Here is a 15077-nt window from a genome sequence, read left to right as displayed (position 1 = left end):
TTTAATGCGATTGAGAAAGCAATGAACAGATAATTTGTCTGATAGTGACGACGTAAAAACACGTCGTTCAGCATTTGCTCAATTATTGTAGTACCGTACAGCAGCTTATTTAGAACTAAAAAAATCTAATAAATAAGCGTTCATTAACATTGGTAGCAACTTTTGCTCTTAAAATGGATATTAGTGATACATAAATATGTATTACTCACCAACTTAATGAGCCCTACGCACCTAATATGAATGACATTTAGTAAGATTGATATGACAGGCCAACTTCTGGGTAAAACATGTAAACGTAGCTGAAAAGCCGACTGTTTTAACACCATTTAGAATTTAATAACGGTAATACACGTTATTGTTTGCCAGCATTTAAAATACTGCGTACGAAAATACAGAGCCGTTCCGTTAAAGACCCAGTCGTGAGGCTGCACATTCTAAAAATAGGAACAACTGAACAGGCGATAAAAACATCGTCATGTCAGCGACATAAATAAGTAGAGTAACAATATGAAACGTATGCTAATCAATGCAACGCAGCAAGAAGAAATGCGCGTAGCACTGGTTGATGGCCAGCGCCTATATGATTTAGATATAGAAAGCCCAGGTCACGAACAGAAAAAAGCCAATATTTATAAAGGCAAAATAACCCGCATTGAACCATCTCTTGAAGCAGCATTTGTTGAATACGGTGCTGATCGCCATGGTTTCCTCCCTTTAAAAGAAATAGCCCGTACTTACTTCCCTGCAGGTTACACTTTTCACGGTCGTCCGAATATTCGCGACGTAATCAAAGAAGGTCAAGAAGTAATAGTACAAGTTGATAAAGAAGAACGAGGCCAAAAAGGCGCAGCGTTAACTACTTTTATCAGCGTTGCTGGTAGTTACTTAGTTCTAATGCCTAACAATCCTCGTGCCGGTGGCATTTCTCGCCGTATTGAAGGTGATGAGCGCACTGAACTTAAAGAAGCACTAGGTCGTTTAGAATTACCTAAAGGTATGGGCTTAATTGTTCGTACTGCTGGTGTTGGTAAATCGTTTGAAGAACTAAACTACGATTTAAAAGCATTATTAGTACACTGGGAGGCTATTGGCCAAGCAGCCGACAGTGCTAAAGCGCCTTTTTTAATACACCAAGAAAGTAACGTAATATTTCGCGCCATTCGCGATTATTTACGTCGCGACATTGGTGAGATATTAATTGATAAACCACGTGTTTTTGAAGAAGCTAAAGCGCACATTGAGCGTTTTCGTCCTGATTTCATGAGCCGCGTTAAGCTTTACCAAGGCGATACGCCATTATTTACACATTATCAAATTGAAAGCCAAATCGAGTCAGCGTTTCAGCGTGAAGTGCGTCTTCCATCTGGTGGTTCAATAGTTATTGACCCTACTGAAGCATTAACATCTATCGATATTAACTCGTCTAAAGCAACAAAAGGCGGTGATATTGAGGAAACAGCACTAAATACTAACTTAGAAGCTGCTGATGAAATTGCACGTCAGTTACGTCTTCGTGACCTAGGTGGTTTGATTGTAATCGACTTTATCGATATGACCCCTCCACGTCATCAACGTGAAGTAGAAAATCGCTTAAAAGATGCTGCTCGCCCAGATCGTGCTCGTGTTCAAATTGGCAAAATCTCACGCTTTGGTTTACTTGAAATGTCGCGTCAGCGCTTGCGTCCTTCATTAGGTGAAGCAAGCCAAGGCCCATGCCCTCGCTGTAGCGGACAAGGGACTATTCGTTCTAACGAATCAATCGCACTTTCTATTCTTCGCTTAATTGAAGAAGAAGCAATAAAAGACAATACGACACAAGTAAATGCACAAGTGCCTGTTGCTGTTGCCGCTTATTTGTTAAATGAGCAACGACGTAGTGTTCATCGTATTGAAAAACATCATAAATGTGATGTAGTGATTATTCCTAATCAACATATGGAAACACCACATTACGAAGTTATGCGTTTACGTAAAGACGAAACACTTGAAACGGTAAGTTACGGACAAGTTATTGCGCCTGAGCCTGAAGTATTTGAGATGTCTAAATCTCCAAGTACTCCAGTACGTGAAGAACCAATGCTAAAAGGTGTAGTAATGCCTTCTACACCAGCTCCACAAGCAGCGCCTGCACAAACAGCTAAGCCAGTGACCAATGAGACTAAAGCTAATGGTGGCTTATTTACAGCAATCACTAAGTGGTTTAAGTCGTTATTTGCTACTGAAACGGTAGAAGAGAAAAAAGAAGCCGCTGAAAAGCAGCAAGAAGAAGCACGTAATAACCGCAGAGGTAACGATAACCGCCGTCGAAATAACAATCAACGTCGTCGAAATAACCCTCGCACTAAGCCTCGTGCTGAACGCAGCAATACTGATCAAGATGAAGCTAAAACTGATTCACCAGTAACTAACGAGAACCAAGAAAGAAACGAAAATCGCAACAAGCGCCGTCGTAATCCTAACTCTCGTAAGCGCCCAGAGCATAAAAACCAAGAAAAAGATCAAGTTAAAACTGAAGCCCCTGCAAAGGCGGAAGTAGAAACTGATTCTAAGCCAGCACAAGCTGCAGAGCCTAAAGAGCAGAAGCCTAAAGTTCGCCGTCAACGACGTAATTTACGTAAAAAAGTACGTTTACAAGACGAAAATGCTGAACAAGCAAAAACAGTAGATAAAATAACAGAACAAACTGTGGTAAGTGATGAAAAACCACAAGTTAAAGAGCAAGTTACGCCTACTGTAGAAAAGCAAACGCAAGCTCCAGCAGAAAAAACAGCGCATATTAAAGAAGAGAAAGTTGACGTTGTTGATTCTAACGATGAAACATCTGCATCTGATGGAGAACAAGAGCAAACACGTACACGTTCACGCCGCTCTCCTCGTCATCTTCGTGCATCTGGTCAACGTCGCCGCCGACCAGAAGGTGAAGGTTCTGAAAACAAATCAGACGAAACACCTGCATTTGTACCAGTAGCAGATCAAGCTGCAGCTGAGTATGAAGCTGAACTTAAAGCTAAATCGCAAGAAACCGCTGTTGATGCTTCTGAAAAAGTTGAACAAGCACTTGCTGTAGAAGACTTGGCTAAAGTTGAAGCGGTTAAAGAATCAGCTGAAGTTGAAGCACCTGCAGTGACTGAGCAACCCGCTAAAGTTGAAGCGCCTGTAGTGACTGAGCAACCCGCTAAAGTTGAAGCGCCTGTAGTGACTGAGCAACCAGCTAAAGTTGAAGCGCCTGTAGTGACTGAGCAACCCGCTAAAGTTGAAGCACCTGTAGTGACTGAGCAACCAGCTAAAGTTGAAGCGCCTGTAGTGACTGAGCAACCAGCTAAAGTTGAAGCACCTGTAGTGACTGAGCAACCAGCTAAAGTTGAAGCACCTGTAGTGACTGAGCAACCAGCTAAAGTTGAAAAATCAGTACAGCATGTTAAAACCGTCGTTTCGCAAGGATCTGCAAGTGCGCCAATGGCACAACCTACTCCTGTAGCTGATAGCGAAGTAAAACATATCTCTGTTGCAATGGCTCACGACAAACGTGAACTAGTACCCGACAGTGGCTTACGTGCAGGCTCAATCAAACCTGCTGGTCGTGCAAGCTCTGCAATGACTAAAACAATGAGTGCTGATTAGTAACTAACGCTCATTAAAAAGCCCCGCTATGTACTCAATAGCGGGGCTTTTTTGCTTTAAGTGCTATGTAAAGCGCTTCTAACGTGATCAAGCCCTACAAGTAAACACCAAACGTTAAATCCATAACCTGTAGACGCACAGCTTGCTGGCGTTTAAAAACGACGTTTTTACCAAAATTATTAACTAGCAGTACCTTTTTAATGCATTGCAATACATTAAGACTCACCTCACCTTTTTTAATTCACCATTTAAAGCTTTGAGAAGCTGCGCTTCTAACGTGAGCAAGCTCTACGTCTACAGGTAAACACCAAACGTTAAATCCATAACCTGTAGACGCACAGCTTGCTGGCGTTTAAAAACGACGTTTTTACCAAAATTGTTAACTAACAGTACCTTTTTAATGCATTGCAATACATTAAAACTCACCTCACCTTTTTTAATTCACTATTTATAGCTTTGAGAAGCTGCGCTTCTAACGTGAGCAAGCTCTACGTCTACAGATAAGCACCAAACGTTAAATCCATAAACTGTATGCTGGCGTTTAAAATTAAGTTTTCTCACAAAAAAACGCGGTCTACTTGCCGCGTTTTCAATAAAGCTAAAACATTATTTATGTAATGTTTATTCTTGCTCTTGTTCCATAAAACGTTGTAACTGATCTTTTAAATTTGGCGGAATACCTTTAATCACTAAGGTATCAGTCGCTTCATTATAAGTAACGCGCTCACCTAAATGTTTACGCTCAAAACTTACACTTACGCCACCACCTAGACCTGAAAACTTAACCATACTGGTTACCGTTTTTTTATCTACAGGGAAGGTTTCTTCTAAGTCATAGCTTTGTTCTTTACAAAAACTGTCGAACGGGCTGTCATCGCCTTTAGTGAGCGTTGCTGATAGATCGCTCACACTTGCATCTTCGCCTGTAGTTACGCAATCATTACAGTAATCAAATACTTGTTTACGTAAGTCGTCTTTTTCTGATTTATCAAACTGTTGCTCTGATAAATAATCCTCTACTGCGCTAAGCATTACTTGGCTTTGCTGTTTTGAATCAATACCCTCTTCACAACCTAAAAAGTCTAAGAAAAAGTCAGCAACTTTACGTCCAGCTCGTCCTTTGATAAATGAAATATAACGGTTGTCGTCAGCTTGTGTATCCCACGCTGTTAAGTCGATGCGAGCAGCGAGTTGCATACGCGATATATCTAAATGGCGAGAAGCTGCTAAATCAAGCTCTGAAGTCATTGAATAATGTTCTTTGATGTTAATCATCGCAATTAACATGTAATCGGTAGCAACATACTGATAATGACAAAATACTAAATAACCTGTTTCACTAAAAGCATACTTATCAAGCTCTTCTTTTAAGACTGTTGAAGCTTGCTCTGTCATATGCCAAAAGCCCAACTCATCATTACGGTAACTTTGCATTGCTGATGCTACAATACTGTTTTTGTCTCCACTGAAAGCACAATAACCTTTACCAGGTTTACCGTTGTACGCATGATGTAACTGCTCAATGAACACGGCCACTTTATCGTTGATGATCATTTCATCATTTCGAAGGTGAATTTGCGTATCGTCGTCTTTTTTGTCTACATAATGAACGACTAATTTTTTAACGTCTGTTGTCATCTTTGTTTTTCACGCCTCTAGTGTTAAAATACGGGAATATAACTATTTTATTGAACCAACTGATGCCAATCTTATCAAAATACTCTAATGAAGAAGTAGAACAAATCGTCGATCAGCTTATTGATGTGCTAACTAAACATAATGCACCGGTTGATTTAAGCCTTATGTGTTTAGGAAATTCTATCACGCATATCTTAAAAGAGCATGTACCAACAGGGAAAAGACAAGCCGTAACTGAGAACTTTGCAAAAGCATTGTCACAGTCGGTTAAATAAACTCTATGAACTTATCGCAGCACAATCAGTTTTCATCAAAAGCGAGTCAGTTATTAAGCTGGGGGCATTGGTTCACCTTTGCCAACATCGGCTTAGCGCTATTTATTAGCTTAAGCTATTTATTTGCCGATTCGCCACCAACTAGCTTTATGGGCATAACTTATATGCTAGTGACATGGCTTAGCCACACTAGTTTTATTGCCTTTTTAGCATTTGTGCTGACGGTATTTCCGCTTAGTTTGATTTTCCCCTATCCTAGGCACATTCGTGGAATGGCTGCTGTAATTGCTACGTTTGGCGCATCACTGCTTACTCTTGATGCTTATGTGTATGTTAATTTGGGCTATCATTTAAGCACTTCCGCTTTGCCTGAAATCATCTCACTACTGTGGCATCGATTAACAAGTTCGCCTGCTTTAACAACTCTTTTTGCCGGCGGTATTGTTCTGCTAATCTTAGGTTTTCAACTCGTTGCCAGTAATCTTACATGGCGGCATTTAGCGCGTCTAAAACAGTTTAAATTTGCACGTTACGCAAGCTCATTTTTAGTTATATGTTTTGCGCTTAGCCACAGCATTCATATTTGGGCAGATGCTAACTTAAAATTTGATGTAACAAAGCAAGATAATGTTTTACCACTTTCATACCCTACAACAGCTAAAAGTTTGTTAGCTAAAAATGATTTACTAGATATCGAAACATATAAACAAGCTCATAGCGTTAAAATTAATAACCAAAATATTAACTACCAAATACCAACTCCTCTTGAGAAATGTGAAGATTACACTCAGGCTAATATCGACATTTTTGTTTTTGAAACCGACCAACAATTAGCCGACTTTATTTCAGAAAATAAAGGTCTACATAAAACAGAGCAGTTTTTACAGCCAACTAATCATAGCGACATGCTATTTAGTTTGGTATACGGTTTACCTGCCTTTTATAAAGTTGCGATAATTGAAGAGCACACTCTTCCCGCATGGCAGAGCCAACGTCGCAGTATTGAAGTAAGTGGTATTAACGAGCTGAGCTTTATTAATGACCAAGCTCACACTAACAGTGCGATTAGAGTTATTAGCGGTTCAAAAGTTGTATCCCCACGCAATAACGCAACGCAAATCTTTGCTTTTAGCTTAGTAAATGATACTCAAGAAGTGGTAAGTACATCAACCTTATACAGCTCAGATAAAAGAATCTCAAAGGTTGAAGGCTTAATTCAACCAAGTGATTTAATTGCGACTAGTGTCGGTCAGTACTTAAATTGTAAAGCGATTGCCAAACAAACAATGTTAGGTGTTAACCTATACAAGAAAAAAGACAATATGGGTGTTAATTACTCCCAAGGTGTAGTCATAGCATACAAAAAAGATAGGATCACATTAATAGACTCAGATGGGAATTTTAAAAACATCTCTGCCGCTGAAGGGTTCTCTATTGAGCAAGGTTTAGATATTCCATTTTTAGTACAAAGCATTAAGAAGTTAAAAACATTCACTCAATAACTGTAATCCTGACCTAGCTTGCTATAACGTCAAGCTAGGTTATAGTTTTTATTTTGGAACTGCGTTTTTAGCAACGCAAAATAAATTCATGGATGCCCTGCTATGATTAAACTTGTTAGTTACTTATTTTATTCACTTTGCATCTTTATCTGCTTTTATAATAACGCCACGACTTACTACAAATGCGTGACAGAAAAAGAGACTGTTTTTTCTCAGTTTCCTTGCGATCATCGCGCAACTACACACAAAGTAAATACCACAAACATACTGCAAAATGGCCCTGAAGTTGATTATAGAAAACAACTAAACGATCTTGAGCGAGAAAGGCTTTTGGCTGGGTTACAAGCTGAACTTCGCAGTAACAACCATAAATTAACGATACTCGATCGTGAAAAAGAGCGAGCTGAATACAAGCAACAACAGCGCCTTAACCATATTTTAGCCGACGATGAGAAAAATATAATTACTAAAGATATTACCAAGAACATTAAACGAATTAATAAAGAATATAAAAAAGAAGTATCTGCTATTGCTAAAAAAATTAAAGAACTAGAAAAAAAAATATTAATATACAAATAAAACGCTCATAAAGCATTATGAGCGTGTTCGTAATTTAGCTTGGTTTTAAACTTAAAATAACATACCCTTAACACAATAGAGTATAAACTCTAACGTATAATAAGGAATGCTTATGCAACCACATCGTATTGCTGAACTAATTTTAACTGGCTTTAAAAAGCACTATAAGCTATTTCAAAAAACCACGGCAAAAGCCCCTCTCGCTTTTGCTAATAAAGATTGGCAAGCAATTAACGATATAAGCCGTTTACGTATTAGCTATTATGATGATCGTGTTAACGAAACGACACAATTTTTAAAAATAGAACATCCTACAGATACCCTTGATGAGTCTCTTTGGCTTGCAGTAAAAAAAATATATCAACACTTTTTATGCTTTCACCCACAAGCAGAGCTTGCCGAAACATTCTATAACTCTGTATTTTGCCGTCTTTACCATAGACGTTACTTTCATAATGACTTTATATTTGTACAAGCCACATTAAAAGACGCGCCATCTGTTCCGGTTGAATCCGAGTATAGAAGTTATTTCCCGGTAGTTGATGGTTTAAAGCCTACGATAAAACGTATTATCAATCACTTTGATTTTAAAGCCCCATTTGTAGATTTAGAACGAGATATACGCTTGCTTGTTAAAGCATTTTACAAACAAGCCCCCGATACTCACCACCAACCTTGGCAAATGCGCTTTGATATATTACATACTGCATTTTATCGTAACAAAGCGGCGTATATTGTTGGCCGTGTAGTTTCTCAAAGCGGTGTGCAACCTTTTATTATTGCAGTACTACATCATAAAGATAAAGGCTTATACTTAGACGCCTTGCTCACTAAATCATCACAAATGCGTGTTATTTTTGGCTTTGCGCGTGCTTATTTTATGGTGGAAACTCATGCACCTTCAGCGTTGGTAAGGTTTTTAAATCAGCTAATGCCAAACAAAACAATTGCAGAGCTATACAACGCGATCGGTTTTCATAAACAAGGCAAAACTGAATTTTACCGCGAGTTTTTAAGTCATTTAACGCATTCAAGTGATGAGTTTACAATTGCACCTGGTACACCGGGCATGGTGATGATGGTATTTACCCTCCCCTCTTTTGGTTATGTATTTAAAGTCATTAAAGATAAGTTTGGTGAAAGCAAACCATTTGGTCGCAACACCGTTTTAAAGCGCTATCAGCTCGTAAAGAGTCACGATCGCGTTGGGCGTATGGCTGACACTATAGAGTATTCTAATGTCGTATTTCCTTTGGCTCGTTTTGATAGTAATTTGCTTGAGCAATTACATAAAACAATTGGCTCCTCTATGATAATTGAAGGCGATTGGTTGATTATAAAACACCTTTACATTGAACGGCGCATGACACCACTAAATCTGTTTTTAGAAAACGCTAATGACGAAAGTGCAGCAGATGCAATAGAGGAGTACGGCCAAGCACTTAAAGAAATGATTGCCGTTAATATATTTCCTGGTGATATGCTATTAAAAAACTTTGGGGTAAGTAAGCATAAGCGTATTATTTTTTATGATTACGACGAAGTACAATACCTTACAGATATGAACTTTAGAGAATTACCTAAAGCTAAAAATTACGATGACTATTTAATGAGTGAACAAAGTTACTCTGTCGCTCCACAAGATGTTTTCCCGGAGCAGTTATGTACTTTTGTTACACCTAACCCAACTTATAAACAGTTTTTATTAAGTACACATCCCGAATTAGTTGATGTTAGTTTTTGGAAACAAGCACAGCAAAACATAAAAAATGGGCATGTGAGTCATATTTACCCATACCCGACAGCACAGCGCTTTATTCACCACTGGTAGGCGCTAAAGGACACACAATGAATATAAGTAAAATAGATTTAAATTTACTGGTTTACCTCGACACACTACTACGAGAATGCAACGTAACACGCGCTGCAAACCAGTTGAGTATTACACAACCTGCAATGAGTAATGGCCTTAAACGTCTTCGTAACTTATTTAACGACCCTATTTTAGTTCGTACCAGCGATGGTATGGTTCCAACTGAGCGTGCTTTGGAGTTACAACCCGTTATACGTGGCATATTAATGACTCTTGAAGAAACTCTAGCACCTAATCGAGAATTTGAGGCAAGCCAAAGTAAACGTGTGTTTAGGATTATGGCAAGCGACTACGCAGCAAGCACGCTAGCACCCAAACTGCTTAGTAAATTACATGACGAGGCACCCGACACCACATTAGATATACTTACCCCAAGTGATGTGACTTTTCATGATGTAGAAAATGGTAAAGTTGATATGGCTATCAATCGTTTTGAAAACTTACCACAATCTTTTCATCATAAGCGTATTTGGAAAGACAGTTTTTGCTGTTTAGTAAAAGCCGATAATCCAATAATTGAAAGCTTTAGCCTTGATAGCTATTTAAAAGCACGCCATATTTGGGTAAGTAAAACAGGTTTTGGTGTTGGTGTAGGAATGGATCCAAAAGACGTGCAAAAGCTAGGGTGGGTTGACGAAGCCCTCGCTCACTTTGGTAAACATCGTAATATCGCTACATTTACGCGTAATTATCATGTAGCGATTCATTTAGCAAAAGAGAAAAACCTTATTGCCACTCTACCATCTAAAGCCGCTAATATTTATGTCGACGATCCTGGACTTAAAATACTAGAACCTCCTTTTCCTATTCCTCCTTTTGAACTTGATATGATTTGGAGTCCACTGCTGCACCGAGATGCGAGTCATATTTGGTTGCGCCAAAAAGTAGCTGAAGTTGCCGAGGAACTAAAGTAGCTTTATTACACAATACTTTGTAAAAATTGCTAGGCTAATAGAAAAAATTAACCTAACAATTTACAAACAAACAACAAAACAATTAATATCAAAGACTTAGGAATAAAAAGCATTGTGGAATGACCTTTGCTTTTATTAAATTGAAGTTTATATTCATTTAATAAAAGAGGTCATTATGAACACCCATCAAGGATCAGAAGTAAATCATATTACAGACATCATTCAAGTAATGAACAGTGGCATCGACTTTTATGAAAAAGCCCTAGAAAAAATTGAAGACCCTGCAATTGGCGCTCTTTTTCAGCGCATGATCGATGCACGTAGAGTGAGTGTTGAGCGCTTGCAGCCCTATGCTATTAATGAAAAAGGTGAACGCGAAGATGGCTCTTCGTTCGCTATTGAAGCACGCCGTGCATACACTGGACTGCTTACAACATTTAGCTCACACAACGATAGCACCTACGTGAAGGAGCTAGAGGAAGTTGAGGATAAAACCCTTGAAGAAATTAAAGCCGCGATGGATAAACCACAACCTGCTGACTGTGAAGCTGCTTTGGCTAAAACACTACTAACAATGCAGAGTTGCCATGCAGAAATGAGTCGCATGAAAAACCATTAAACTTGATTTTGACGCCAAGCACCCAGCCATAGCGCTGGGTTTTTTATTGTCTTAAAGTATTCATTTATTTTATTTTACATATAACGACATAATTTATACAAATATTTAATATTATTAGAATATTTAATTAACTACATTTTATTTTAGCTGTGCTAGTTTTATTAATAGGATCCTGAAATCTTGCTGTGGCGCCGCAGCTTTAAATTATAAATAAGGTCCCAATATGAAAAAAAACTAGCTCAACTGCAAAATAATGCTGATGTAGATATGACTGCGATGTTAGATATTGTATTTATACTACTCATTTTCTTTATTGTTACTACTTCATTTGTTAAACCTGTGGCCATTGAGTTAAATCGTCCGCTCGATAGCCCTCAAATAGATAAACCGGTTAAAAATGCTTTATTTAGTATAGATGAAAGTAATGGGGTTTACTTCTCAGGTAGATTGATTGACTTAGAGCAAGTGTCGACTAACCTAGCAATGTTTGCTGCAAAATATGAAATAAGTTCAGTATTGATAAAAGCTGACGAAAACAGTAATCACAACACCCTAATGAACGTGATGAATAATATTAAAGAGTATGAAAACTACTCCATTTCTTTAATCTCGAAATAATACTAAGCGGCTTAAATGTGGTCTATTTAACGATAAGAAAATCGTGTCGATAACCAGGTAAAAATTTCGTTGTTTAGTTGTTCCATATCAGAAATTTTTAACACAGTTAGCGACAGGTTTAAGCCCTCAAATTGATCAAGTATTATTGCGGATGGGTATTATACCAATCTGCTTATATATGGGTCTATTTAACGTTAAGAAAATTACGCTAGAACTAGGCAAAAATTTTTGTATTTAGTTGTTCTAAATAAAAAATTTTTAACGACGTTATAGTGCAATTTAATTCGTTAAATTGATCAAAGATTTATGCAGGTTGGTATTAGATATAGGATAACTCTTTAAAGTAACAAAAAAGGGCCTTGCGGCCCTTCAACTTTAAATAACAATAGGAGAGTTATTTATTAAAAACGATATTCTGCGCCTATGTAGTAATAAGCACCATTAAAACCAAATGGAGCTGAACGGCGAGAGTATTCAAATACACCGGAGCTGCTTACTACAGTGTTACCGTTAGCATCAACGATTGTGCCTGAACGTGAGTTACCAATTTTGTTTTTGTCTGGGTAAACGTCAAACAGGTTATTAGCACCAATATTCACAGATAAATCTTCTGTTACGAAGTAATTAACTTTAACATCCGTTAAGATTTCTGCCGAATAAGTTTGGCTATCACCATCCTCTACGGTGTATTCACCAAAACGATTCAGTGATAAATTAACCGTCCAGTCATCACGTTGATAAAGCGCGCTTAAATTAATGCGATCCTCTGGTTGCCACTCTTCGATGATTGAAATCTCTTGTTCCGAGAATACATCTTCAACCGGCACAGTTTCTAAACCAGAACCTGATGGCGTAAATAACGATACAACATCAGTTTCAGTAAAGTTAGCCGCAAGTGTAAAATCAAGCGTACCGCCTAAGCCTTCTGTATTCCATGTTGCAACAAAATCGATACCACGAGTTTCTGTATCTGCACCATTTAAGAAAAACTGACCAGCGCCTGCACCTGAGCTAACTAAGGCCGCATCTAAGCTTGAAGAAAGCCCTTTACCCAAACGGTTACTAATAACAATACGGTCGTCAATATCAATTGAGTAGTAATCAACTGTTAAGTTGATGTTATCTGTCACGTTGTAAACGATACCCAAACTACGGTTTTGAGATTTCTCTTCTTTGAGTTTTGGAATACCTAAACTTTGTGCAAGTGTTGAGTCATTTCTAAATGTCCCTACTTCCTCAGCAACTAATGTACCATTAGGGCCTGTCACGAACTGCGTACTAATATTGTTAAAGTATAGTTGTTGCATAGATGGCGCTCTAAAGCCTGAACTTAATGCACCACGTAATGAAATATCATCTGTAACCGACCAGTTACCCGCTAGTTTAAAGTTAACAGTATCACCAAAACCTTTGTAGTTATCGTAGCGAAGTGCGCCAGATATAATAACATCTTCAATAAAGTAGGCTTCTGCATCCATATAAAATGAAATAACATCGCGTGACTCGTCAACCGACGATGCTGGAGATGAACCACCAAAACCTTGTGTGCCACCAGATGCATCTTCACTGCCTACACCACCACTTAACCCATCGTAAATACTTACGCCATTGTTTGTATCATAATCTCGGTATGCATATTCATTACCTTCTAGGATACGGTATTCGTCAGTACGAATCTCAGCACCCATTGCTAAAGAATAATCATCAAAGTTTTGTGTGAAATCAAGATTGATTGTTTGTAGTGAGAGCTCCATGCCATAAGCGTATGCTTCACGTGGAATAGTTGTACGGATATCAGCTGCACTTAAGCCTTGGTCGTAACGTAAAAAATTAGCGTATGAAGCATTAATTGTGTCACTTGTCGTGTAATCAATGCTGTTTTCACCGTAAGTGTAGGATAAGTCTAAGCTAGCATCGTTATCAAATTGTGTCTTATAACCAAAGTTATATGAAATATCATCGATCGTTGTGTTGATTTTTGGTAAAAAACCTAGCGGAATCGTCGCATCATTATCTTGTAGTACTGGGTTGCCACCCGCATTTGCATTGTGACGGAAAAATGCAGCTGATTCGTTATCACGCGTTGAATAAGTAATAAAGCCATAAAGCTCGCCATCGCCTAACTCATAACCTGTGTTAATTGTTAAACCAAACTGTTGAGAGTCGGCATCACCAATTCTAAATGTATCTCTGTCTGCGGTCACTTCTCGTGGATCGCCAGCCAATAAAGTACCGTCACTTAATTCTGTACAACCGTAAAATTGGCATGAACCATGTAAACCAGCACGGTTAGTAGGTGAACGGTCGCGATAGTTAATTGTTGCATTTAAATAACCGTCATCGCCTAGTGCAAAACCTTTGTTAAAATCGACGTTAACTGTTTCGCCATCACCTTCTGAATATTGACCATAATTGATAGCCGCTTTACCGCCTTCACTACCATCTTTAAGTACAATATTAATTACACCGGCAATTGCATCAGAACCATACTGAGCCGCAGCGCCATCACGCAGAACTTCAATACGTTTAATAGCTGACGCAGGTATTGCATTCATGTCAGTACCCGCAGTACCACGTCCTACTGATGTATTAATATGAATAATACTTGCTTGGTGGCGACGTTTACCATTGATCAACACTAACGTTTGATCTGGACCTAAACCACGCAGTGTGGCAGGTCTTAATGCATCGGTACCATCACTAATCGACGAGCTTGAAAAGTTAAATGAAGGGGCAATAGACTGTAACATACGGCCAACTTCTGTTTGGCCCGTATTTTCAAGCGCTTCTGCACTTAGAATATCTACTGGAACGGGTAAATCTTCAACTGAACGTCCCGCTACACGGCTACCGACAATAGCAATTTTTTCAATTTTTTCTTGAGCAACTTCTTCTGCTGCATTCACACCTTGCGAATTTGCCGCAAGTAACGCTGGTAATATAGCTGCACTGACCGCTGAAAGCTTCATCATGTTGTTATCATTCCTGTTGATTTGTTTGAGTTTTATACTCAGTAATCCATTTTGATCAACAACCGCATCGAGCTCAGTTCCACCTAGTAATGCCTGTAAAGCATCAAGTTGGGTATAAAATCCATATACCGAATTTGCATCATACTGCTTAGCTAACTCATAAGAAAACACCACGGTTTGCTCTGTTTGCTTAGCAAATTCAATTAAGGCTTTGTCTGCTCGCTGCGCTTTTATATCAAATTGCACCATTTGCCCAGTGGTTTGCGTCGCGGCTTGTACACTGATGCTAAAAATAGCGGGGACAAGCACACTTAAACCACCCAATAAATACGTATGGTTACTGCGCAACTTATATAAACAGCTGACAAACAAAAATCCTCTATGGTTTTGTTTCTTTTTTTTAATCTTTTTTTTACGTGATATCTTTATAGGTGCAACTTTATCTAACATTAGCTTGATTTTCATA

General features: G+C 38.5%; 10 protein-coding genes. 8 read left to right on the top strand and 2 right to left on the bottom strand.

The features are described from left to right. The first annotated feature begins 507 nt into the window (after positions 1-507). A complete protein-coding gene (gene rne, locus NRL14_RS07115) occupies positions 508-3621 on the top strand; it encodes a ribonuclease E (protein WP_306724320.1) in 3114 nt (1037 codons plus the stop codon). A gap of 621 nt (positions 3622-4242) precedes the next feature. On the opposite strand, the gene yejK is transcribed toward rne, so the two are convergent. Next, positions 4243-5259, bottom strand: coding sequence for a nucleoid-associated protein YejK (gene yejK, locus NRL14_RS07110; RefSeq protein WP_033037823.1), 1017 nt, complete (start codon positions 5257-5259; stop codon positions 4243-4245). A gap of 62 nt (positions 5260-5321) precedes the next feature. Between yejK and NRL14_RS07105 the strand changes: the two genes are divergently transcribed. From NRL14_RS07105 to NRL14_RS07075, 7 genes are all read left to right on the top strand, one after another. Next, on the top strand, positions 5322-5534 hold the full coding sequence (locus NRL14_RS07105; protein WP_007375276.1) for a DUF1414 domain-containing protein: 213 nt from the start codon (positions 5322-5324) through the stop codon (positions 5532-5534). Between the two features lie 5 nt (positions 5535-5539). Then, on the top strand, positions 5540-7036 hold the full coding sequence (locus NRL14_RS07100) for a DUF3413 domain-containing protein (RefSeq protein WP_306724319.1): 1497 nt from the start codon (positions 5540-5542) through the stop codon (positions 7034-7036). A gap of 102 nt (positions 7037-7138) precedes the next feature. Then, the gene (locus NRL14_RS07095; protein WP_033022918.1) at positions 7139-7615 is read left to right on the top strand and encodes a hypothetical protein; all 477 of its coding nucleotides are present in this window, start codon (positions 7139-7141) and stop codon (positions 7613-7615) included. Between the two features lie 112 nt (positions 7616-7727). After that, complete coding sequence (aceK, locus tag NRL14_RS07090) at positions 7728-9446, top strand: bifunctional isocitrate dehydrogenase kinase/phosphatase (protein ID WP_007375279.1); 1719 nt, start codon at positions 7728-7730, stop codon at positions 9444-9446. Positions 9447-9463: 17 nt separating this feature from the next. Beyond that, positions 9464-10402, top strand: coding sequence for a LysR family transcriptional regulator (locus NRL14_RS07085; RefSeq protein ID WP_007375280.1), 939 nt, complete (start codon positions 9464-9466; stop codon positions 10400-10402). 175 nt (positions 10403-10577) lie between these two features. Beyond that, positions 10578-11021 carry a PA2169 family four-helix-bundle protein gene (locus NRL14_RS07080; protein WP_149614569.1) on the top strand — a complete coding sequence of 148 codons (444 nt, stop codon included), beginning with the start codon at positions 10578-10580 and terminating at the stop codon, positions 11019-11021. A gap of 267 nt (positions 11022-11288) precedes the next feature. Continuing rightward, entirely contained in the window at positions 11289-11639 is a 351-nt protein-coding gene (locus NRL14_RS07075; protein WP_373462521.1) for an ExbD/TolR family protein, read from the top strand. A 401-nt stretch (positions 11640-12040) separates the two neighbouring features. On the opposite strand, the gene NRL14_RS07070 is transcribed toward NRL14_RS07075, so the two are convergent. Beyond that, positions 12041-15076, bottom strand: a complete 3036-nt coding sequence (locus NRL14_RS07070; protein ID WP_306724318.1) for a TonB-dependent siderophore receptor — start codon at positions 15074-15076, stop codon at positions 12041-12043. Position 15077 lies beyond the last annotated feature (1 nt).

Origin of the sequence: Pseudoalteromonas sp. 20-92, from assembly GCF_030847595.1 — a bacterium.
GTDB classification, from domain to species: Bacteria; Pseudomonadota; Gammaproteobacteria; order Enterobacterales; family Alteromonadaceae; genus Pseudoalteromonas; species Pseudoalteromonas fuliginea.
Note: the sequence above shows the minus strand (reverse complement) of the source record. Positions and strands in the feature narration are given on the sequence as shown.